The sequence below is a fragment of the uncultured Methanobrevibacter sp. genome, assembly GCF_946184425.1.
In the GTDB taxonomy this organism is placed as follows: Archaea; Methanobacteriota; Methanobacteria; order Methanobacteriales; family Methanobacteriaceae; genus Methanocatella.
The window spans coordinates 17,831-41,153 of sequence record NZ_CAMHFP010000003.1 but is presented as its reverse complement, the minus strand read 5'-3'; the positions used below and the strand labels follow the sequence as shown (position 1 = coordinate 41,153).

Below are 23,323 nucleotides of genomic sequence, written 5' to 3'. Positions count from 1 at the left end.
AACAAATCATTCTGTTGATTTGATAATTTTTTCTTCCTCAATAATCTTTTGGGCTTCACTTCCGCCCGTCCAGTCGATGAATTTTTTCAGCTCGCCTGAAGGATTTCCCTTAACCAGGAATAAAAAAGGTCTTTGCAGTTCATATGAACCGTCTGCAATAGTTTCATTTCCCGGAGTTACTCCTCCAATATTTAAAGTCTTTACATCATCAGAAACATGTGCAAATGAAACAAAGCCTATTGCATTTTCATCCTGTTTGACAGACTGTTTTACAGCCTCTGTAGAACTTTGAACGATTGCATCTCTTTTAATCTTAGTATCACCCATTACAATATCTTCAAATGCATTCAATGTACCTGATCCGGCTTCACGACATACAATGTGGATTTCACCATCATTACCGCCAACTTCTCTCCAGTTGGTAATTTTTCCGGAAAAAATATCTTTCAGCTGACTTTTTGTTAAATCAGAGACATTGTTTTTAACATTTACGGCAACTACAATGCCATCTCTTCCAATTTCATATTCAGAAATGCCCTCTTTTCCACTGCTGTCCAATTCCTTGGAACTCATTCCTATATCAGCAATTCCATCATGAACAGTTTTGATGCCCAAACTGGATCCTCCGCCCTGAACATTTATTTTTACATCAGGATGACTGATTTTATACTCCTCTACAAGCTTTTCAGCTACAGGCTGAACTGATGTGGAACCAACAATATCAATTCTTTGAGAAGCACCCGGTCCAAAAGACAGAATGCCCAGAGCCATAATTATAGCAATTAAAATAATAATCAAAATCATTCGACTTTTTTTCATTAATTTTTCCTCTCTAGATTTTTTACCACAGTCTATTTTTTTCACCTGCTTGATTGGAAATATAGTTTTTACTTATTTAAAACTTACTATTTAGTGAAATAAAGTTCATAAAACATGAACAAAAATAAGAAAATTAACCGTGAAAAATTAAAGAATTCCCAAAAACTGAACAAAATTTTTGCTGAAGGAAAAATCAAAAAAGCATGTAAAAAAGTTGCGATACTCTTCAGATACTATGTTAAACTCTATTTAATAGCAATTTCATCTAACCGGACCAGGATATACATATTAAAATTCAAATGTTAAAAAAATAAGACGAATTTTAAAAAATTTACCCTAAATCAATAAAATCACCATAAAACTGTTCGTATAAAACTTATAAAAAAGTTCTGATACTTATCAATTTCAAGCACTAAAACTACAGTATAAAACTAATTTTCTAATAAAATAAGAACTTAATAATAGGATAGAGTTAAAAATAACTCTAAACCATTATTAAAAATGGAACCATAAAATGAATTCCAACGAATATCCAATAATACTACTTGCCTTTTTTTAATATATAAAATTTTGTAAAAAAATAAAAAGTAATACTTTATATAATAAAAGTAATAAATGATAGTACTCTGGAACAGATAAAAATTCTATATAAAATTAGGAGTCATAGAATGATAAAGCGAATATCCAAAATATTTTATCCTCCTAAGGAAGGTGAGTTGATGGTAGAAATGCTTCTTGACTGCATTATTTTTTTAACAGTCACTTATATTCCTACCTATATTGGTTAAGAATATAACAAGCATTTTTCTGATTGACGATTGATAGGAATCAAAGCTAGGTTAACAGTTTTCAAGGTGAGGATTCTAAAAAACGAACTTCGATGAAGTGGAATTTTAATTTGTGACATTATTTGACAAATTGATTGAATTAATTAGTGTGGACCACCAATCCACTCTACCATCACCTCAAATATATCAAAAAATCATTAACTTAGGAAAAATTTTAATTAAAAAAGCAACAATTAATCAAATATTTACGAACAATTCGTATAAAACTAATAAAAAAGTTCCGATACTTATCGATTCGGACCACTAAAACTCTGATACAGAATTTATTTTTTGCAATTGATAAAATTTTTGGAATGCCTATACTGGCATTATTATTTCATTTATATAAACAATATAATAAAAAGGATAATAAAGCTTTATTAGGCCTGAAACATTAATTTAAGGCTTACTTAAGCATTTCCGATTTATACATTTGACTTTTTTTATAGGCAATTTATGTTTTAATGTTTAGCAAAATTTCCAAAAATACAAGGCTTATGGACACAATTTTTTCTCAAAAAAATGAACATTTTAACAACAAATACTAATAGAAATGTTTATATATCCAAATTGACAAACTATCAACTGGCCTCCACCATTGAAGTAAATTTTACGAAGTGAAATCAACTTTTCACGGTGAGACAACTTTTTTTGGTGAGGCCTGAAAATCAATTTAGAGAGGTAAAATACTAGAAAAGAAATAGTAAAAATCAGATCATGAAAAAAGGATTATAAAAAAAATACTTAATTGAATGACGAGCTATTAAGATATTTTTAGAATAATCCCATGGGCAGTGAGAAAAATAAAAATAATTAGACATGTCGCGAAACTATGTTAAAAATTAATATTTTCCAAAACTTAACCCAATAACTAGTTTATTTTAAGGGATATATAAAGATTGTCAAATCCAAAAAAGCAAAACTTATCTTATTCTAAATATTGGCTAAAAGACGGAAAATTGATTTTGCCATGTTATTTATTTTTTAAAAAATTCCTGACCCCATGAGCTTAGACTGTCGAATTTATAATCCTCCCATGAATGGAAAAACAGGAGAGGAAAAATCATGAGAAAAAAGGAAATAAATGGAAAAATGTATGTTGCAATCCCAAAGAAACTGTGGGATAGAATGTGGGAAATTTTAGATAGAATTGAAGAAATTTGTGAGAATTTAAAATGAGCAACACAGCTGAATTACCCACAAAAGATACAATAGCACTCATTATCAATAGGAAAAACATTGATAGGCTTTGTCAAAAATTGTCATGATAAAATCACTTTAATTTAATCTTTAAAATATATTATCACGTTAAATACATTTTATAAAATTATAAATTAGTTATATTAAAAACTAATTATTATTTGATTTTTAAATTGATTTTAATGGAATATACGGTTGATTAAATTAAATAATTTTGTAAAAAAATTTGTTTTAATCATCATTATTTATTTTTAATTTAACTTCCTATTTGGTTTTTAATAGATTTATAACTTGATGAATATCAAGTTAATATAAATTCAAGTGTTTAAAATGACTAATATTAAAAATAGAAGTGTATAAATAATGTAAAGGGTATATTATAATTATATGCGCTCTATAAAACCCTTTACAAGTAATAATTTTGTTGACATTTTAAATAAACCTTTGTATTTTTTGGATTGTGATCGGTTAAATGTGTGTAATTTAATTGATCCTGATGATTTGAACTTTTTTAGAGAATATTATTGTGATTGTTACACGGAAATTGTATATTATGAGTATGATAGGCCATTATGTCCAAATTGCGATAGCACGATGAACAGCAATGGTTCTAGGCCTGCAAAACCAAACAAATGGTCGAATATACGTAAAAAACAATATATCTGTCCTGAATGTGGGAAAACACACACAACCAGCTTGGAAAATTTTATTAAAAGATATTCTAATTATACGCGAGCCATTTGTGAAAAATCATTAGAATATGAGTCAATTGCTTATTTATCTTACCAAAAAAAGGCAGAACTAATTCAACTTGAAAATGGAATAAAATTACCTCGTCAAACGGCATATTATCACGAATCTAAATATTCTGAATTCTTCATCACACAAAAAGAGGAAAACCTTCAAAAAATCATAAAAGAAACAAATATTGAACCTAGCTGAATATATCACTACGATGAAGAATATTTATGCGAAAACGGCATAAATATGGTTAGATTAGCCATAATAGATGCAGTAACCAATTTAATAATAAATGATCAGATAATTCCTCAAGAAGATTTCGACAATGAATTCATGGAAATCTTCTTAAAATACAGCTTAGAAGGATTACCTAAAAAAATACTAATAACAGACGGCCACATGACATATCCACCAATAATTGAAAGAATTTGCATGAAACAACAACTCTGCATATTCCACATAATCAAAAATCATCATGACAAATCCTACAAAATAATCAACAAAATCCAAAGAAGAATAAAAAGCCTAGAAACAAAAATAGACAAAAATGAAGAACGAATACTGAGAATAAAAAACAAAAGTAAAGGAATAAATGAAAAAAGAAGAAGCATAAAAGATATAACACGCCAAAACAGAATTAAAACCAGGAAAAAATTAGAAAAACAACAAGACAACTCAGAAGAGACTTATCCGAAAAAAGAAAAGAACTACAAGACCAAGAAAGCATAACTGAAAGAATAAGAGCAATTTATGATACAGACACCGAAAAAGCAGCAAAACAAAGATTCAACACAATTTACAACAAAATAAACCAATTCGACAAAAACACACAGAATTTTTTAAAAACCCTGAAAAAGAAATTCAACAAAACAACAGAATACCATAAAAACCCACAAATACCACGAACAAACAACAAAATTGAAGGATACTTCAAAATAACACTTCCAAGAAATCTAAAAAGAACATTTAGAACAAAAAAAGGATTAATTCGATGGATAAGACTACAAAAAGCCCGCTGGACACAAAGAAATGTTGTTTACAATCTCAACTAAAAACCCACAATTCACTAAAAAAACAAAGCAAAATCATGACAATTTTTGACAGTGCCATTACTGCAAGGTTATTACTAAATAACCATATATTAATTGATTATTCCTTTGAATTTACTTTCAATAGTAGCTAAATTAAATTTAACATTACATTCTACATATTGGCTTGCATTACAAAGATTATAATCGTTCACTAACGTTAACCTTTTTCATTCTTTCCATAGCACATAAACATAATGAATGCTTTATATTTATTTGTACATAATATCATGCAACTTCATAATCAATCACTTGATTATGATTTTAAATGGGAAAAATCCCATCATAACGGGATTGAAATAAAATTTCACTGATTTAAATGGGAAATAGACCCTAACTTATCGCACCATTACTTTTCAGATGCTCTGTTGAAATTTAAATATCTCCAAATCATATATTCATAATAGTTGGTGATTTCATGTATTTAACTGAATTAAAAATAAGAAATTTTAGGTCAATAAAAGACATTGAATTAAATTTTTCTAAAGGAATTAATATTTTAATTGGAGAAAATAATGCTGGAAAAACAACAATTATTGATGCTTTAAGAATCTGTTTAGGATACCGAGACCAAGATGGATTAAGAGTAACTAAAAATGATTTTCACATTTCAATAACCGATAAAAATTTAAAACCCATAGAATTTGATTTATCATTTAAAAAAGATGTTGATGAAGAAATTGGTTATTTTATTGAATTATATGATGCTGAAAATGATTCATTAGATTTACACTTCAAATTCAGTTTAAGACAATATAACAAATATGAAAGAATCCATAGTGATGTTTGGGGAGGTAAAAACGAAGGAGCAAATATTCCATCGGAAGTTTTTCATTCATTTATTCAAGTTTATCTTGGTGCCCTAAGAGACGCTGAGCGATACTTAAGACCAGGACGTTATAACCAATTGGGCGATTTGGTTATTGGCCTTGATGAAAAAAATATATCCGAGGATTACAATCGTAACACTATGGTTGAAGAATTTAGTAACAACATTGCAGAAAGTGAATTTTCAGGTTTTGTTGAAGAAGTCAAGAAAACATACATTGCAAAACATTTAGACAAAATTACTTTTGATGAAGATGCTACACTAAACATACTGCCTCTTGATCAAGATTATGAAGAACTCAGCAAAAATTTAAAAATCAAAATTCCACTTACAAAAGATGAAACAAATGAAAAATACTTAGATTTACATCAAAACGGTTTAGGACATAACAATTTAATATACATTGCAATTTTACTAACTCGATTAGAAGATTTATCAAAAAGTGATGATTCATTATACCTATCATTGTTAATTGAAGAACCTGAAGCACACCTGCAGCCACAATTACAGAATCTATTTTTCAGTTATTTGAATACATTAAATAAAGAATTGAATGATAAGAAAAGTTTTCAAATATTCATAACATCACATTCACCAACAATAACCGCAAAAGCAGATTTAGACTCCTTAATCATATTGCAAAGAGATTATGAAAATGAAAATGTAGTCAGTGCTGATTTCAAATCATTGAACTTTGATGAAGAAAATAAAGAATATTTACAAAAGTTTTTAGATGTTACCAAATCCCAATTATTATTCAGTAAACGAGTTATTTTTGTTGAAGGAATATCAGAAGCTTTATTAGTCCCCATTTTTGCTGAAAAATTAGGTTATGATTTAGAAAATAAAGGTGTTGAAGTTGTAATGTTAAATGGTGTGAGTTTTAAACATTTTATCCCATTATTCGATGAAGAAAATGAATTAATATTCAAAGGAGCAATAATAACTGATAAAGATAGAAAAGAACTTGATGATGCAGAATCTAATACTTTTAAAATGTTAGAAGAAAAAGAAAATAAAAATTTAAAAGTTTGTGGTGCTGAAAAAACATTTGAATATGATTTATTAATCTGCAACCCTGATAAATCATTTATTCGTAAAACATTTAATAAAATACATCCGAGTATATTCAAAAATGTATTTAACAATAGTAATGAAGAAATATGTGCCATTATGAATGAATCAAAAAAGAGCATTAAAAAGTCCAGAATTGCTTGGATCTTATCAAATGAATTAAATAAAGATAAAGATATTAATTATACTGTACCTGACTACATTGATACCGCTTTAGAGTTTGTTTGTAAAAAATAGGTGTTTTTATGACTAAAACAACTAAACATTCATGGACAGATATGCAAGAAAAATTTTTAGATTTAAATAAAACTGGAAAATTTGTTGTAAAAGCATGTCCTGGAAGTGGAAAAACTGCTGCAGTTACAGAAAGAGTTTATAGATTTATTAAAAATTGGAATAATAAAAAATCTGGAATAGCTGTTCTTTCATTCACTAACATTGCAGCTGACGAAATAAAAGAAAATCTTGAGAAAAAAGACAGAAATTTAGAAATCAATTATACACATTTTATTGGAACACTTGATAGTTTTTTTAACAAATACCTATTTTTACCTTATGGACATTTAGTAATGAATTGTGAAAAAAGACCAATATTAGTTGGAGACCCCATTAGTCATTGGTCTTCCGGAGATTATATTGAAAATTATTTTGATAGGGTGGAGTTTTTAATTGATGGTGAAGTAAACTATAAAAAGAAAGACTTAAATTATGATACAGTTAAACAAATGAAATATAGGTTAACTAGAGAAGGATTTGCAACTCAAAATGATGCAAATTATCATGCAATGAGGGTATTAGAACAATATCCTCATATTGCAAAAGCATTGTCCATTAGATTTCCTCACATGATTATTGATGAAGCACAAGATACTTCAGATATTCAGATGAGGATAATTGATTTATTAGTTGAGAATGGTTTGAATAATCTTATTTTAGTGGGTGATCCAGAACAGTCAATATATGAATGGAAAGGAGGAAAACCTGAATTATTCAATGAAAAATATGAAAAATGGAAAGATAATTCAATAATATTTGATTATAATTTTAGAAGCTCTCAAAAAATCTGTGACTTTTTCTCGAGACTATCGAGTATAGAAAGCATTTATTCAAAATGTCCTCATGATACAGATATACCCCCAAAAATTATACCTTACAAAAATAATTATAAACATGTAATAGATGAATTTGAAGAAGAATGTATTAAAAATGGAATCAGACTTGATGAAAAAAATGTTTCAATACTATTTAGGGGAAATAAAGAAGTGAATAAATATAAAAAGTCCTTGAAAATCAAAGATGTTCAATATCTTTTTGAATTTTATTCAGATAGTAAAAGCCGGACTGTGAATATTCTCGAAGGTTTGTATCACTGGAATAATAAAAATCATTTAGAAGGTTTTCAGATAATGGAAAAAGAATACCTTAAACTTAAATATAATAATAACAAGATTACTAACCTAGACATATTTGAAGAAATTAAAATTCAAGGTTTTCAAAATCATCGCTTAAATGTTTATAATTTCATAAATGTTTTTCCACCAATTGAAAATAATCAGACCATTAATTCTTGGATTAATGAAGTGAATTATAGATTTAAAGATTATTTTAGATTAAGTGAAGTAAAACATGGTAAAATGTACAAAACAGATTATTATACAAAAGAAGTTACTTTTGACTTGTTATTTAATGAAGATTCAAAAAATAATTTAAATTACAATATTGGTACTGTGCATAGTGTAAAAGGGGGTTCTTTTGATGCTACACTATTGCTTTTAAAAGAAGAAACCGAGCACAATGAGAAATATAGTGAAATAATTCCAAATAATCTTAATTTAGATAAAAACCAAGAATTAAGAGTGATTTATGTAGCATTATCAAGAGCTAAAAAGCTTTTATATTTAGTGGTTCCGAAAAAAGATTATGGAATGTGGAAATCTATATTTTATGACAAATAAATGGTGAAGACAATGCCTGATGAATTAAAAATACTAGCAATGGAAATAAGTGAATTATTACTTAAAAATGAAACTGTTGAAAACCAAATTAATTGGTATTCAATTTTAGAAAGTTTTGAATTTGATTATTTACTTAATGAATATGATAGATTAACAAGAAGTCAATATTTCGGTGATGATGATTATGAATACAATGTTATTGGAGTAATATCCGAAGCATTACACGATAATGAAGAAGAAGCAATACAAATGATTCGATATTTATTTAGAAAATATGGCATAAGTTCAAGGAAAATCGATGATTTATATGCCCAATATGATTTTTCAACAAATAACAAAAAAGAAATAAACAAAATTGCATTTATAAGTTATTCAAACCAAAATAAAGAATATTGTGCACAAATTAAAGATGCATTGCAAGAAATTGGACTTGATGGTTTTCTAGCCCATGAAGACATTAATATTTCTCGTGAATGGGCTGAGGAAATATTTAATCAATTAAAACAAGTAGATATATTTATAGCATTATTAAGTGATGATTTTAAAAAATCTGATTATTGTAGTCAGGAAGTTGGAATGGCTTTGCAAAGAGGTTGTATGATAATTCCATTATCTATTGATGGAACAGAATCTTATGGATTTTTAAATAAAATTCAATCTAAGCATATTCGCAATATTAACCAAATGCAAGAAGAAATTGTTAATTATTACCATTATGCAATGACAAATATCATTTTGTCTAAATTAAACAATCCCCGATTAAATTGGAATTATGATAAATGTAACAAGTTATTAAGATATATTGAACCTTATTTTGAAGATTTTGATGAAAATCAAATAGATTTATTAGTTGATAGTGTAATACGAAATAATCAATTACATGGAAATGATGGAGAAGTAATTTTAAGAAGATTTTATGAAATTCATAAAAATAATATTTCAGAGGAATTAATTGAAAGTTTTAAAAATATAATCTATGAATAGAATTATAAATGAATGGAATTTAAATTTAGGTTCAGAATACATATATCCAAAGGAATCATGGTTAGTAGCTGAACTGACCAGCACAATGGATAAGAATATGATATTATCAACAAATCTTGACGCTTTATCCCCTGCAATGGAATCTTACCTGGTCAAAACCATCAGATAGATACATTCGAACACTGGTCAGAAATTCAATGAGAAGTATCATAAAGTATCCTCCATTGGCTTAAGTGATTTGGATAATCTGGAGTATAGAAGCAGGTGATTATGGATTATTTTTTGCAGGACTTGCATTTTCAAACCACGTGCAAGCGCATCACACTCAATATCATAACCCCTGACAATGATGTATGGGATAAACCATTGTTTCGCAGTAGCAATAACATTATTTGAAGTGATAAAAAGAAACTGAAAATATGTGAGTGAAAAGGAACTGTTTTTGGATGCATGAGATGGAAATAATATAGATGATATCATGAATTGGTTGGGTAGTATTTCAGAAAGTAAGATTAACTTAAGAAATTTTGGAGTTAAAAGGGAAGATATTGCAGAAATTGTTAAACTAGCTACAATCGGTGAAAGTATGGAGAATAATCCTATTGTTTTTGATGAGGAAGAGATTGAAGATTTTTGGAGATTGTTTATTAGAATATAATTAATTTAAGAAATTATATACTATAAAACATAGATAAAATTTGCATTTATTAAATACAAACAAATAATTAAAATATTTATGGAATTCTAAAATCAGAAGGATTGTTGTTTAATACATTCATATTCAAAAATGCTTTTTCAACTAATGTTTCAACAATAGATAAATCATTGATAAAAAAAATTCTAAATCAGTGTTTTCGCCAATCATAATCTGCACAATACCTCTTTTCAAACAAAGTTTCTAATACTTCCCCCAATTCATTTCATTAAAATTATCTGATTTTTGTAAGAAAGAATATACATTCGTGTGCGCCCCTACAGTGTCCAATAAATGTTATTCATGTTTTACTTCAACCAAATAATATCTAGCTGAACAAAAGCAGAATAATAGCATCTACTAATAGCTGAACGAATTGAAGCTTCGTCATCAATATTTTTAGATAATTTTTTAGCCAAATTATACTAACCTTTCCAATCAAAATGAGTCATAATGATTACACATTAATTAAAAAACTACCAATTAAATTAAATTTCTTTTTTAAAGGCCTTATTTTTGAGTTAATCGCCATTAAATCCTTAATAAAATCATTTGAATCATCATTAGTTATTTTAATCACTATAATTAATTTTTCAGAACCAGTTTCAGGATTATGAGAAATTCGAATATGAGGTTCACAATCCTCAAAATAATTTTCTAAAATTGATTTAACTGCACCTAATAACTCTATCATATCATCATGATTTTTAATAAAAGATATGCTAAATATTACTTACCAAATGGTCTCTCTAATTCTTTATATACATTATAAACCTACTTATTATTATATTAATTTTAGATGCAGGAGCTTATAATATGAATAATGAAATTGTAAAAACATTATTATACACCAGTGAAGACGGAGCAGTGGCCATAAAGGTAATTATTGATTCTGAAAATGACACAATGTGGACTACACAAAAAACAATGGCTGAATTGTTTGGTAAAAATATTAAAACCATAAGCAAACATTTAACTAATATTTTTGAGTCCGGAGAGTTGGTAAAATCAGAAGTCACTTTCAATCCGAACGATTCCACTAATAGTGGAATCGTTATTATAAATCCCGATGCGAAAACACAGCCAATATTATACAACCTTGATGCCATAATCTCAGTCGGCTATCGTGTAAACAGCAAACAGGCAACACACTTTCGCAGATGGGCGACAAGCGTGCTTAAGGAGTATATTGTAAAAGGTTTTGCACTGGATGATGAATTATTAAAAAAAGGCTCAAGATTCGGGAAAGATTACTTTGACCATTTGCTTTCAAGAATCCGTGAAATACGTGCATCAGAGAGAAGATTCAATCAGAAAATCACTGATTTATATGCAACAAGCGCCGACTACAATCTGGATGCCGACGAAACAAAAGACTTCTTTGCCACAGTACAGAACATGCTACTCTTTGCAATAACCGGCCAGACTGCCGCTGAAATCATAAAATCCCGCAGCGACAAAACTAAAGTTAACATGGGACTTACAACATGGGAAGATGCTCCTCATGGAAAAATCCTGCAGGCAGATGTGGTAATTTCAAAAAACTACTTAAACGAAATGGAATTGGATTCACTGAATACACTGGTTGACGGTTTTTTAACATTGGCCGAGACAAGGGCAAATTCCCAAAAACCAACATTCATGAAAGACTGGAAAACATTGCTTTACGGATATCTTGAATTAAGCCAACTGCCGCTACTGGAAGGAAAGGGTAAAGTTTCAGCTGTTGAAGCAAAAGCCCATGCGATTAATGAGTATAAGGAATTCAGAATAGATCAGGATAGAAATTATGAATCTGATTTTGATAACCTGATTAAATCCATAAAACGGCTGGAAGGTAAAAAATAAATACATATCTGGAGAATACTCATCCCCAGATGATTTTGAAATTCTTAAGGGATTAGGTTTTAGTGGAAATACTAAATATAAGGATGGTTAACTTATTATAGCAGTTTGTAGTCAAAAATACCTCCGTACATGAGTGCATTAAATTTCAGTTACCCTATTGCAACATCATAGATTATTAAGTAATTTATCCAATTTAATCCTATTTTCAACAAATTGTTTAACACCACCATAACCCGGAAACAAATATTCTTCAGAATAACCCTCATGATACAATTCATCAAGAATCTCAGGTTTTATATCTTCAGGAATTATGAATTTATAAAATGCTTTTTCACCTTCTGGCAAATGAACTCTGCTTGATCCATTAAATCCAATAAAATCATTCAATTTTCCAGATAAATTATCTACAACAAATTCATCAAATGGCTGTTTTGAAATATTATCTAAATCATCAACAATGAATGTAAACAAACCTTTTTGAGCATTTAAATTTGGATTTGAATTATATTCGGGCCGATAATATTGAACTGGAAATGGTGTTGCAGTATCATACATAGGATTAACTTCAAAATACTTATAATTAAATGCCCATAATACTGCATTATCTGGAGTATTATTAATTGAATAATCATCAGCCAATATATTTTTAACGGCGAAATATAATGCTACCCTATAATCATAAGACCAATCTAGAGCTCTTGTTGGTATGCCATAATGTTGAGCTAATGATATTACCTCATAAAAATCAGAATCTGGCCAATGAGAATTTCCATCAAATTTTTTTCGAATATCATGTTCGATTAATTCACGTGTTTCCTGCTTGATTGGAATTTTTAATCCTGACTTATCTGTATAATTTAAAAAATTCATTAATGCATTGAGTTCTTTTCTAAACTGTATTTCTCCAAAAGAATGAACTTGACTGACAATATCATGATCTAATGCTTCAAGATATTTATTAAATCTAACAGGATATAATAATCCTTCACTATACTCTAAATTAATTCCAGTGATACAATTAAATTCATCCACATTTTCTGAATTAATCCATAAGGTAATATCAAATGATTCATCAACAAAATCATTAATATTATCTCCACGAAGAGCAGAAGGAATTAACTGAAACTCACTATCTTCAACACCTCTAAATATAAATTTATCACGAAGATCATCACATTTCTTAGATTTTCCTTGGATACTCTTAACTAAATCATCATAATTATTAATTTCAATTTCCTTAATGAATTCATTATAAGACATATGATAAAATTTTTTATCTCAAGATAATAAATACATTATGTTATTTATTAATAGTGAAATAAATATAGTACTATGGAAGAAAAAAAATGGAGAAATGAATTTTTTGATAATTATTTTAAAATTGAAGCGGATAATGAAAAAGAATGGATTGACTGTAAAAATCAGCACTTAACAAAAATTTTTCAATATACACGTGTTAAACATGCAAAAACATTAATTTTAGATGATTTAATGTATTTGCGAGAAATAAAAGATTTAAATGACCCTTTCGAAGGTGATTTGTTATATGATTTAGATGAATTTTATAATAACCCTATAAGAAACCCTAATTTGGACAAAAAAGGTATTAAAAGCCTTTTTTATGAAGCAAATCAAGATATGAAAAATCGAGTTTATATTGCTTGTTTCAGTGAAAAAAACGATATAACACCCATGTGGCACCATTATGGGGGCGAACATAAAGGAATTTGTGTGGAGTATGATTTTAAAGATGATGATTTACTAAAAGAAATTTTTTTCCCAATAGCTTATGTCACAGAAGAAAGAAATAAAGAAATTTTGCCTAAAATAATTGCTAAAGCAGATATTGGAAAATCATCTATCGAAACATTTACCAATAAATCTCTAGAATGGGAATATGAACAAGAATGGAGAATAATTATGCTTAAAAATCCAAAACAACTATTTAAGATTATATGGTATGATAATAAACCCCATATTAAATTTTTAACACCGAAATCCGTTTATTTAGGATATAAAATTGATGACAAAGATGCATATTATATCAAAAAACTTTGCGAAATAAGAGCTATCCCAGTCTATAGAATGATTAAAGATAATTCAAGTTTTAATTTGACTTATATTCCGTATGAATAATAATCTTAATAATATTTACATATATTCACAATTAGTATTATGCCTCAAAAGAATTTTGGTAATTTTAACAACCAATTTAAAAATGAAAATTATCCCGATTATAAAGGTGACGAATAATTACTAATTATCTTTTATAAATTTCACAGAATCTCGAACTTTATTAAAATCTTCTTTATCTATAGATTCACTTAGATTCTTATAAGATTTAGAGAAAAAATCCCAATAGTATCCTTCAAAATTTAAAGATTTCAATATACATCTATTCAATAACAACCTGTAGGACAATGTCCTTAACGAAAATTTTCGAGCCATTTTTAAATTCATTATTCTACCATGAGCCGGAGTATGCCTATACTGTATTGCAGGCTCTTCAATTTTCCCCAGAGTAATACCTAACTCATCAAAAAATAAATCTAATTTTTTGGAACCTTGTTTTTTATATGCTCCTTTAATATTATCCATTAAATCATCAATTCTTTTAACTCCATATTCTTCAAATTTCTCATGACAACTGTTTAATTCATCAGAAATTAGATTTTCAAAATCTTCTTGAGGCATGTGCTCATGTTTACCACTAGAATTATTTTGTAACCAATTTTCTGCTAAAAATTCCAATGCTCCAGCAATTAAAACAATTTCAGACAAAGGAGGCAAATTAAAAGATTCCCTTAAGTAATTAAATACATTATAATAATTAACATTGCTTTCTTCACATTTGTCAATTATAAACGCTAAATCATTTTCATGTCTCATGTCAAAAAAAGTATAAAATAATGGACAATTAGGTCCCATATCGCAGATATATTTTAAATTAATGGTATGGGAAATTCTTGGAGAATATGCTTTATAATAAATTAAACTACCATTTTTATCAAAATGACTTTCCCCAATATCAATTAATGACCTTCCAAAAGCAAAAGATAAAACATTTTCAATTAAATTAATTTGTTCTTTACTGTGAAATCCGAATTCTCTAAAAAAATCAATACTCATCTTTTTAGACCATTGAGGATTGAATTTATTTGAAATTTTTGATACAATGAACTGATTTAGAGTGTCTGGTTTAACAACAAAATAACTGGAAACAAAATGATTAAATTCCGAATCTGTATTAATAATTAACTCTCCAACATCATTTAACCTTTTAAAATTAGAACCCTTTTCTATAGTATATATTGGATTCCTTAGTAAAATTAAATCGGATCCATTAATATACCATCTAGATTTCCATTCGACTTTTTCTTCATCAATTTCACCAATTCTCAAATACAGAATATCTAATTTCACAGCATAATGAACCTGATGATAACTATAATCTCTAACATTATATTGGAATGTAATATCATGCCCATTTAATGATTTGATGACAATTTTATTATTCTCAATAGATTTAAAAAAAATATTGACTTTACGCCCAATATTTTCATCAATAAAACCATTTAGGATAGCGGTTAACTCATAATTTTCATTTCTCTTAAATATTATATTGAATAAATTAATGTTATTTTCTAAAAGATACTCTCCTCCTAATAAACATATGTTAATAGGTTTTTCCAACAGTTCCCATCCAATAAAATTTGTATTCATAATAAATATCCCCATAAATGATTTAAATCAATTAAATTATTAAATATATTTGTAAAACTATAATTTACCCAATAAATTCTCTTCAAACCTATCTAAAAAGTCTTCTTTTTTATTATCTAAAAATTTTTTAAACAAAACATACTCATCATAAAATTCATTATAATACGCTTTAATTTCATCATCATTCAACTTATTAAATTCATAAATGACACTGAAAATAAATAATTTAGAGTAATATACGAAAAATTTATTTCTATGATGTAAAATATTATATGACCATTCACTATCCAAGTTTTTAAGCTTAACAAATAACTCTTTCATGGAATCCAATAACTTATCATTATCATAGTTATGGAAATAATAAGCAATGATAAAATTACAAAAATCAGTGCAAAGAATATTCAAACCCTTATTTTTCTCATTAAACGAATTCGAAAGGTGATTATTCCATTTAGTATAAATTAATTCATTAATATATTCAGAATTCTCACATTCACTGCATTCATTTAACATTTTTGTCCTAACATTAATCCATTCAACATTATCATTCAATGGAATTGATTCAATTAAAATGTTAAGATTATCTTTAGATAGTTTGCAAAACATCACTCCAATTACTTCATTGAAAAATTCATTATACATAAAAATATCCATTAATCCATTGAAGAGAGTTTTATTCAATTTATATAAGCAAATACACATTTCTACAACCATGTCACGATAATTCTCAATATCATCCGAAGATGCTCTTAAAAACTTCATTAAAAAACAAAGTAATGTTTTTTCCTTAATTTCATGATTTATGAAAAATGAATTTATTTGATTAAAGGACAAGCATTTGATAATTAGAACCAAAGAAAATACATTATCTGAAGTTAATAACTTTTCAAATAATTCTAAATTATATTTTTGCAATACATAAATCATTTGATAAAAATGATTAGGCAATATAAATTTAGTATTTCTTATTAAAGGATTATATTTTTCAAAATCTATTTCTCTTAATGAAGTAATTAGAGTTTCTTCCCAATTAAGAGCATTTAATTTATCAAAATACATAGATAAAGCTTCATCAGCAACATGAATTTTAATATTGTTCAAAATTTCAAATATTTTTATAAGAATTTCATTGAATTCATCATTTAAATCATATTTATTAACTAAATCCCCAATAGGCAAATCTATTCGACTATTGGCATGTAAAAATATGAAAAAATAACTTAAATTAATTTCATCAAGCCCTTTTTGAAATATTTGAACTAATGATTTAATAATAGCTAATTTTTTCTCAATTGAATTTTCCTTAAAAACATCATCTATTTTATTAATTAATTTTCTCAATAACTCCCGTATATCTAAACTTTCACTATTTCCAACATATTCAATATAAATAAAATCTTCAAAAGAAAATTTAGACAAATCTTCAATAATAAAATCTAAATCATTATCTGATGAAACCTGATTGAAATCTTCCAAATTAGTTATTATTCTGGATATTTCCATATTGAATTCTCCTTTGATTCTTCCCAAATTTTATCAAATACCCTAACAACCGCCTGAGGATGTAAAACTTCTTGCAATATATGATAATTGCGTCCAAATGAATTTAAAGATGTTCCAAGTGAATAAACCTTTGGTTGTTCATATCTTTTAGAATTGCCTGGAAATATTAAAAAACGATCATGTGCCTTTTCACTTTGTTGAATCCTAAATTCTAAATTTAAACCTTTAAAATTACTATTCAAATTTGAAAATAAATCTTTTTGATTATTCAATTCATCTTTATTTAATTTTTTGGATCCTAACGCTTTCAAAGCAACACCCTCAAAAGGACAGTAAAATAACGTGTTAACAATATCTTTGAAGCTTAAAAATGGATCCCATAAATATACTCCATTCTTACCATTTTCTCGAATCAATCTTCTTAAATCCCCAATTCCTTCTGATTTATTCTTAAATGGAGTATACTGTTTAAATGATAATGTTTTTTCAAGCAACTCTTTTTCTTTAATACCTATTGAATTCTCAATATATTGATAATATTTTTGATTTTCAACTGATGACTCTAAATCTTTTGAATATAAATTAATAAACACTTTTTCACCATCATTCATAAAATATCTTACATTTTGACCTCCAATTGATATAGAAAAGCCAATTGATTTTATATAATTGCCCGAATCAGAATATAATAATAATTTTGGATTTTTTCTCCAGATTTTTATATTTACTAATGAATCAACATTACCGGCATTCACTTCTTGAAAGCCATTTCCATTATATTCTTCAAAATTGGTGCCAATATGGTTGTTATCCAGTATTGAATCAACTTCTAAAATACAATCTGGATAATTATCCTTAATTAAATGATGCCAATCTAAATTAAAATTTAGAGACTCCCATGAATCTGATGCAACTTTTGTTTTAACATTTAATATATTAACTGGAAATTGAAAAATAAAGTTTCCTAACCTGTCTCTTACTTTAAATAGATTTATAGGAAGCCGTTTATGAATTTTTTTAGATATTTTTTCAAAATGTTCTTCATCTCCTGTGAGAAAATCAAACTTCTTTTTTTCATCAAAAAATTCCAGAATATATGAACCTGAATAAAAATTATTTTTCAAAACATGATTTAACCTATTATCTTCAATAGAAGGGATGAATTGTTTATTAAGCCTTTTTAGATTATTATCCTTAATGGAATATTCTCCTTCACGATTAGAAATCCATTTATATTCATGGATAAGTTTTTCAAAATTCTCTTTAATTTCTGATAATGTTAATTCATATTGAAAAATAGCAATTGAACAATCATCAAGATTTATCTTCTTACAGAATCTGTCATATTTATGTTTTTCAGGACTGACATTTTTTTCTTGGAAAACGCAGATAGTATATAAATTATAAATAATTTCATTTGGTTCCATAATAACTAATTCAGTTACTTCGCAGCTATTATAAATTCCAATGTTTCCACTTTTTACTAATAACTCATATTCATCCATAATTATTACTATAATAGATTTTATTTAAATAATTATGTTGAGATTTAACACAACCTATTTAATCTTATAAAATTAACTTTTATTTATGGGAAATACAATTACAAGAAATGCTTTTAAAGGTTATGGTTATCAAAAATGGGTTTACCTTAACTTTGTATATAAAATGGATTTGAACAATAAAATTACATATATTGATGCTGAAATTAGTAGAGATGAGTCTAAAACTACTAAATTTGATGACATAATCTTAAAAGATATAGACAATAATACTTATTATATTCAAGCAAAAGATTACGAAAATTTTAATATAGATAATGTTTCTATTAAAGAAAATAAAGTAAAAATTAAGGGATATGAAGATATTCCTTTCAAAAAGGAAGATACCAATATAGTTGTTTTCCAATCAAATTTTGAATGTGATAATGAAATTTTAGGAATAAAAGCTAAACTTATTGATTCAGTGTATTTTATCCCATTAACTATAGCAAATTCAGAAAAACAAATTGGAAGATATTTTGATATAAATCGAGAAAAATCAGTACATAATTTAATTTATAATAATTTACACAATGGCCAATTTGAATTTCATAAAAAGAATTTACCTCCATATACAATTTATCCGATTAAACTAAATCAAAAAACTATTCTTTTAAGAAAAATTCCAGATGAAAATCGTGTGCAAAAAGGAGTTCATTGGTGTATTGGACCCCCAGGAATTGGAAAAAGTCATTTAGTAAGTGAATTTGAAGACAAATATGAAAATACACTTATTTATAGATTCCACATAGGAAATGATGATCTTTACAAGGACGATCGAGTAGTTTTTTATAATTTTTTACAAAATTTATCATGTGAACTATTTAAAAATTCATCTTTACATTCACAAGAGGAAATCATCCAAAAATTGGAAGAATCAAATAGAATATTACTCATTGATGGATTAGATCATGTTGAAAATTATAGGGAAGATCAATTAGAATTTTTTATAAATTTCATTGAATGTTTAGACAATACAAAAACTATAATTTTTTCAAGACCTCTTAGAAATTATTCCGAAATGAAAAATAAACATACAATAAGAAATTGGTTTAAAGATGAAACATATTACTATTTAAATGAAGAATATCCTTCATTAAACGACTATTATGAAAAATTATATGATGTTACCGCTGGTTATCCCATTATTATATATTATCTTGCAGAGCACATTAAAAATGGAGGGGATTTATCTGAATATTCTGAGAAAATAGAATCAATTAATGATTATTATGATAAGATTATCAGAAAAATTAAATATAAAAATTTATTAAAGATATTTTTAACTATTCCTTCTTACGTTTTAACAGAAGAGATTTCAAGTTTGTTGGATGAAGATAACTCGGAAATGCTTTTTGAATTCATAGAGGAACATCCTTATTTATTCAATTCAGCAATGAATAGATTAAACTTATTCCATGATAGTTTTAATAATTATTTAAGAATTAAATTAGATGCAAGTAATAGAATATTAGACCGTATTAAGGAAAATATTTTATCAATAAACATTGAATATCTATCTAGATTCCATACAATTGATTTTCAAGATGAAGAGTTCGTCAAAGAAGTTTTAAGGAAATATTCAAACTTTGAAACCTTTAAAGAACTAAGCAGCAATTTTGATTTTGAATCTGTCAAAATTTTTTATTTAAATCTAAGAAAAATATTGAAAGGTTATCCAAATACTTTAAATATTTATCAATATTATTCTTTTATTCTAATTTATATGATTGTTGATAGAAATGACTATTTTGATAATTTTAGTTTATTTTATCAAATTTTTAGATATGCAGATTGGAATGGATATAATGAAAGTGATATTTATAGTAATGGTGTAATGTGGAGTTTATATCAATATTATAAAGAAAAAAATGTATATTCATTTGAAAAATTACTAGAAAATGAATACTATGATGAAGAAGAACTAATCCAAGAATTAAACAGAGAATGGGATATTGAAAAATTATTCTATTCTGAAGAAGATTGTGAAATTGCAGATGAGAATGTTATTGAGGATATTATCCGTTATGAATTTAATTATAGATTACTTGAGGACTATTTAGCGTATGTTTGGATTAATAATTGTGAAAATTCCAAATATTATCCATTTATTGATAATTTTGTTAATAAATCTTGGAATTGGTCTGATGATATGGAATTTAACAAAATATTAGATGAATTAAAAATTCGCACAATGCCTGCGCGGAATATATTGAATGGTGCTAAATTGAGAATATATCAATGTGGATATCTAGAAGATGAAAACATTTATTTAAAATCTACTCTTTCAGAGCATATAAAAAATAATTTAAATAAAATGAGTTGTGATTTATATATTGAATTGTTAGGATATTTAAGATTCAATAATACGTTAAAAGTAGATTTCGATTACTCTGAAATCTTTAAATATTTTAATATGTATTCTTTTCACAAAGATTATAGTGTCGAAACACTAGATACCGCTTTATTGATTTTTGAAAAACATGGTTGTATTCTTGAAGAAGAATCGATGAATTTAATTTTGAATACGATGAATAAATCAGAAAAAGGAATCCACCATCTAAGTTTGGATTATATAGCTGAAAAAGCACCTGATAAAATTGAAAGAATATTAGATTCTTATGATTTAGATTTTGATTCACAAATTGGTTATCTAGATGAAGATAAAATTAATAAGTTTCCCGAAAAAATTGTTTTTAAGAACTTCTTCAAATTTAATTCAAGCCGAGAAATAGATTTCAACAATATTAATCATATTTTAAAGTCAAATTATAAAAAACAGTTATTACTTCATCTTAAATTCCTTAAATTAAGAGTTTATAATGTTCCTAATGGATGCATTCAATTTTTTGAGGAGAATGACATAATGTATGAAAAATGTAAGGATGATGATAGAATACCCGATGAATCTGATAAAACAATTCTAGAAAGAGGTTATTTGAAAAGCAATGATTTAGATGAAATTAAATTAGAAGGATTAACCCATTTAGATTTAGCTAGATTACAAAATGGGAATCATGATTGCATGACATATCCAGATTTGTTTAAAATATATGATGATGAAATTATTAAAGAAGATTTTCTTTTAATAATACATGATTCGATTACCACAAATGTTTATTTTTCAGATAAATTCTTTGCAAATATGTATTACTGTTTAGGCAATATTCCTTATCTTATTAATCAATATAACATTGAAATTGATTGGAATAACTTATTTTATATTTTTAAAACATTTATTGAAGAATCTTGTATTCCTTTCTGATTAAGATTCGAGAGGTTGAATAATATAAAATATGTTATTTAATATTGAAAATTCTTAAAATATTTAAACTATTTTCTAGATAGGAACAAAATTATTTTATTTAACCAAATTACTAAAATAATTGCTCAAATCATAATTCCAATAAAAATAGCTACAAATTAATGAAGTAAATTTTTCTTTAGGAATATTATTGTCAACTCGAAATATTTTCACTTCATCTCCAATATCATTTACTTCATTATTATCAATTGAAAAATCCAATCTCCTCCCATATGATTTTTCATTATAGATTTTTATAGAACCATCACAATGTTGAAATTTTCCTGAGTCATTTTCAAATATGACATGGAAATATCTACTTCCTCTCAGATTTATTTGATTTTTTGGAGGCAATTCTTCACAAGTAAATATTACTTCATTATTTCTAGGATGCCATAAATATTCAGTCACTTCTCCAGTTTTATAATTTTCAAATTTACCTCTATCATCATTTCTTAAAAACCTAATATTATTCCAATTTAAAGGTTTTGAAAAAACTGTACTTTTTAGAATAAGTGGACTAAAATTTTTTAAAAATGGATCTGGTCGAATTTTTAATTTAACTTCATCTAAATTAAGCTTGTTTAATTCCCTTGAAATCCAATATGATGAGTTAAAAGCATTATATTGTAAACATAACCCATACCTATTATTATCAATGAAAATTGAATCATATGTTTTTGATTTTTTATTTATTTTAATTAGATATTCATCATCATATAAACCATCGAATTCATTTTTATCGTAAGGTTTATTAACTAATAATGCTTGTAATCTATCTTCATATATTGAATTAGCAATTAAATCTCCCAATAATAATATTTTAGCACATAACATTTTATCAGGAATTCTATGATTTAAAAAATTCAACTGACTCTCATGTTGATTGTAATAACTCAAAACATCTTCTTCATTAACCATTTCCAAATCAAATAGCAACTCTTCATGTAATTGATGATTTGCATCAATATATATTTTATCAAGATACAATAATGGAGGTAAAACATCATGTATGAAATATTCCTTTAATTTAAAGTCCATAAAAATACACCATTTTATTTTTTTTTAGTTTTTCTGGATGAATAAAATGTATTTCATCATTCTAAGTATAGCTAACTCTGAATCTAACTGTTGTATTTGATTCTTGTTTTCATTATCCTCCTGATAACAATTATAACTCCAGATAATTGAAC

Annotated in this window: 18 protein-coding genes; 10 read left to right on the top strand and 8 right to left on the bottom strand. The window is 26.5% G+C overall.

All coding sequences use genetic code 11. The features are described 5' to 3' along the window. Positions 1-6: 6 nt before the first annotated feature. A complete protein-coding gene (locus Q0P94_RS00890; RefSeq protein ID WP_295112588.1) occupies positions 7-819 on the bottom strand; it encodes a phosphate ABC transporter substrate-binding protein in 813 nt (270 codons plus the stop codon). Positions 820-3,299: 2,480 nt separating this feature from the next. Here Q0P94_RS00890 and Q0P94_RS00885 point away from each other — a divergent pair. From Q0P94_RS00885 to Q0P94_RS00860, 6 genes are all read left to right on the top strand, one after another. After that, positions 3,300-3,788, top strand: coding sequence for a hypothetical protein (locus Q0P94_RS00885; protein ID WP_295112585.1), 489 nt, complete (start codon positions 3,300-3,302; stop codon positions 3,786-3,788). A 45-nt stretch (positions 3,789-3,833) separates the two neighbouring features. Then, positions 3,834-4,316 carry a hypothetical protein gene (locus Q0P94_RS00880; protein WP_295112582.1) on the top strand — a complete coding sequence of 161 codons (483 nt, stop codon included), beginning with the start codon at positions 3,834-3,836 and terminating at the stop codon, positions 4,314-4,316. Positions 4,317-5,093: 777 nt separating this feature from the next. Next, positions 5,094-6,815 carry an ATP-dependent endonuclease gene (locus tag Q0P94_RS00875; protein WP_295112579.1) on the top strand — a complete coding sequence of 574 codons (1,722 nt, stop codon included), beginning with the start codon at positions 5,094-5,096 and terminating at the stop codon, positions 6,813-6,815. A gap of 41 nt (positions 6,816-6,856) precedes the next feature. Beyond that, a complete protein-coding gene (locus tag Q0P94_RS00870; RefSeq protein WP_295112576.1) occupies positions 6,857-8,533 on the top strand; it encodes an ATP-dependent helicase in 1,677 nt (558 codons plus the stop codon). Positions 8,534-8,545: 12 nt separating this feature from the next. Further along, on the top strand, positions 8,546-9,517 hold the full coding sequence (locus Q0P94_RS00865; protein ID WP_295112574.1) for a TIR domain-containing protein: 972 nt from the start codon (positions 8,546-8,548) through the stop codon (positions 9,515-9,517). Further along, complete coding sequence (locus Q0P94_RS00860; protein WP_295112571.1) at positions 9,510-9,686, top strand: hypothetical protein; 177 nt, start codon at positions 9,510-9,512, stop codon at positions 9,684-9,686. Before Q0P94_RS00865 ends, Q0P94_RS00860 begins: the two co-directional genes overlap by 8 nt. A 38-nt stretch (positions 9,687-9,724) precedes the next feature. Here the strand turns inward: Q0P94_RS00860 and Q0P94_RS00855 are convergent, their stop codons facing one another. Next, the gene (locus Q0P94_RS00855; RefSeq protein ID WP_295112568.1) at positions 9,725-9,997 is read right to left on the bottom strand and encodes a hypothetical protein; all 273 of its coding nucleotides are present in this window, start codon (positions 9,995-9,997) and stop codon (positions 9,725-9,727) included. On the opposite strand from Q0P94_RS00855, the gene Q0P94_RS00850 reads away from it, so the two are divergent. Next, positions 9,996-10,175 carry a hypothetical protein gene (locus tag Q0P94_RS00850; RefSeq protein ID WP_295112565.1) on the top strand — a complete coding sequence of 60 codons (180 nt, stop codon included), beginning with the start codon at positions 9,996-9,998 and terminating at the stop codon, positions 10,173-10,175. The genes Q0P94_RS00855 and Q0P94_RS00850 overlap by 2 nt on opposite strands. Positions 10,176-10,668: 493 nt before the next feature. Here Q0P94_RS00850 and Q0P94_RS00845 read toward each other — a convergent pair whose 3' ends face one another. Beyond that, a complete protein-coding gene (locus Q0P94_RS00845) occupies positions 10,669-10,905 on the bottom strand; it encodes a hypothetical protein (RefSeq protein ID WP_295112563.1) in 237 nt (78 codons plus the stop codon). A 122-nt stretch (positions 10,906-11,027) separates the two neighbouring features. On the opposite strand from Q0P94_RS00845, the gene rhuM reads away from it, so the two are divergent. Continuing rightward, complete coding sequence (gene rhuM / locus Q0P94_RS00840; protein WP_295112560.1) at positions 11,028-12,059, top strand: RhuM family protein; 1,032 nt, start codon at positions 11,028-11,030, stop codon at positions 12,057-12,059. A 165-nt stretch (positions 12,060-12,224) separates the two neighbouring features. On the opposite strand, the gene Q0P94_RS00835 is transcribed toward rhuM, so the two are convergent. Then, the gene (locus Q0P94_RS00835; RefSeq protein WP_295112557.1) at positions 12,225-13,319 is read right to left on the bottom strand and encodes an FRG domain-containing protein; all 1,095 of its coding nucleotides are present in this window, start codon (positions 13,317-13,319) and stop codon (positions 12,225-12,227) included. 72 nt (positions 13,320-13,391) lie between these two features. On the opposite strand from Q0P94_RS00835, the gene Q0P94_RS00830 reads away from it, so the two are divergent. After that, positions 13,392-14,195 (top strand): DUF2971 domain-containing protein, encoded by an 804-nt coding sequence (locus Q0P94_RS00830; RefSeq protein ID WP_295112554.1) that lies wholly within the window; start codon positions 13,392-13,394, stop codon positions 14,193-14,195. Positions 14,196-14,315: 120 nt separating this feature from the next. Here the strand turns inward: Q0P94_RS00830 and Q0P94_RS00825 are convergent, their stop codons facing one another. Genes Q0P94_RS00825 through Q0P94_RS00815 form a run of 3 tightly spaced genes read right to left on the bottom strand, consistent with a single transcriptional unit; the run spans position 14,316 to position 18,790 of the window. Continuing rightward, positions 14,316-15,782 carry a hypothetical protein gene (locus Q0P94_RS00825; RefSeq protein WP_295112551.1) on the bottom strand — a complete coding sequence of 489 codons (1,467 nt, stop codon included), beginning with the start codon at positions 15,780-15,782 and terminating at the stop codon, positions 14,316-14,318. Positions 15,783-15,839: 57 nt separating this feature from the next. After that, positions 15,840-17,285 (bottom strand): hypothetical protein, encoded by a 1,446-nt coding sequence (locus tag Q0P94_RS00820; RefSeq protein ID WP_295112548.1) that lies wholly within the window; start codon positions 17,283-17,285, stop codon positions 15,840-15,842. Beyond that, on the bottom strand, positions 17,267-18,790 hold the full coding sequence (locus tag Q0P94_RS00815; protein ID WP_295112545.1) for a VPA1262 family N-terminal domain-containing protein: 1,524 nt from the start codon (positions 18,788-18,790) through the stop codon (positions 17,267-17,269). Before Q0P94_RS00815 ends, Q0P94_RS00820 begins: the two co-directional genes overlap by 19 nt. 85 nt (positions 18,791-18,875) lie before the next feature. Between Q0P94_RS00815 and Q0P94_RS00810 the strand changes: the two genes are divergently transcribed. Continuing rightward, positions 18,876-22,091, top strand: coding sequence for an AAA family ATPase (locus Q0P94_RS00810; protein WP_295112542.1), 3,216 nt, complete (start codon positions 18,876-18,878; stop codon positions 22,089-22,091). A gap of 96 nt (positions 22,092-22,187) precedes the next feature. Here Q0P94_RS00810 and Q0P94_RS00805 read toward each other — a convergent pair whose 3' ends face one another. Continuing rightward, the gene (locus Q0P94_RS00805) at positions 22,188-23,171 is read right to left on the bottom strand and encodes a hypothetical protein (protein WP_295112539.1); all 984 of its coding nucleotides are present in this window, start codon (positions 23,169-23,171) and stop codon (positions 22,188-22,190) included. Positions 23,172-23,323: the final 152 nt, after the last annotated feature.

What these genes read in the sequence shown, in the direction of transcription:
- Q0P94_RS00890 (WP_295112588.1), bottom strand. Translation starts at nt 819, where the DNA reads ATGAAAAAAAGTCGAATGATTTTGATTATTATTTTAATTGCTATAATT.
- Q0P94_RS00880 (WP_295112582.1), top strand. Translation starts at nt 3,834, where the DNA reads ATGGTTAGATTAGCCATAATAGATGCAGTAACCAATTTAATAATAAAT.
- Q0P94_RS00875 (WP_295112579.1), top strand. Translation starts at nt 5,094, where the DNA reads ATGTATTTAACTGAATTAAAAATAAGAAATTTTAGGTCAATAAAAGAC.
- Q0P94_RS00870 (WP_295112576.1), top strand. Translation starts at nt 6,857, where the DNA reads ATGCAAGAAAAATTTTTAGATTTAAATAAAACTGGAAAATTTGTTGTA.
- Q0P94_RS00865 (WP_295112574.1), top strand. Translation starts at nt 8,546, where the DNA reads ATGCCTGATGAATTAAAAATACTAGCAATGGAAATAAGTGAATTATTA.
- Q0P94_RS00860 (WP_295112571.1), top strand. Translation starts at nt 9,510, where the DNA reads ATGAATAGAATTATAAATGAATGGAATTTAAATTTAGGTTCAGAATAC.
- Q0P94_RS00850 (WP_295112565.1), top strand. Translation starts at nt 9,996, where the DNA reads ATGAATTGGTTGGGTAGTATTTCAGAAAGTAAGATTAACTTAAGAAAT.
- Q0P94_RS00855 (WP_295112568.1), bottom strand. Translation starts at nt 9,997, where the DNA reads ATGATATCATCTATATTATTTCCATCTCATGCATCCAAAAACAGTTCC.
- Q0P94_RS00845 (WP_295112563.1), bottom strand. Translation starts at nt 10,905, where the DNA reads ATGATAGAGTTATTAGGTGCAGTTAAATCAATTTTAGAAAATTATTTT.
- rhuM (WP_295112560.1), top strand. Translation starts at nt 11,028, where the DNA reads ATGAATAATGAAATTGTAAAAACATTATTATACACCAGTGAAGACGGA.
- Q0P94_RS00835 (WP_295112557.1), bottom strand. Translation starts at nt 13,319, where the DNA reads ATGTCTTATAATGAATTCATTAAGGAAATTGAAATTAATAATTATGAT.
- Q0P94_RS00830 (WP_295112554.1), top strand. Translation starts at nt 13,392, where the DNA reads ATGGAAGAAAAAAAATGGAGAAATGAATTTTTTGATAATTATTTTAAA.
- Q0P94_RS00825 (WP_295112551.1), bottom strand. Translation starts at nt 15,782, where the DNA reads ATGAATACAAATTTTATTGGATGGGAACTGTTGGAAAAACCTATTAAC.
- Q0P94_RS00820 (WP_295112548.1), bottom strand. Translation starts at nt 17,285, where the DNA reads ATGGAAATATCCAGAATAATAACTAATTTGGAAGATTTCAATCAGGTT.
- Q0P94_RS00815 (WP_295112545.1), bottom strand. Translation starts at nt 18,790, where the DNA reads ATGGATGAATATGAGTTATTAGTAAAAAGTGGAAACATTGGAATTTAT.
- Q0P94_RS00810 (WP_295112542.1), top strand. Translation starts at nt 18,876, where the DNA reads ATGGGAAATACAATTACAAGAAATGCTTTTAAAGGTTATGGTTATCAA.
- Q0P94_RS00805 (WP_295112539.1), bottom strand. Translation starts at nt 23,171, where the DNA reads ATGGACTTTAAATTAAAGGAATATTTCATACATGATGTTTTACCTCCA.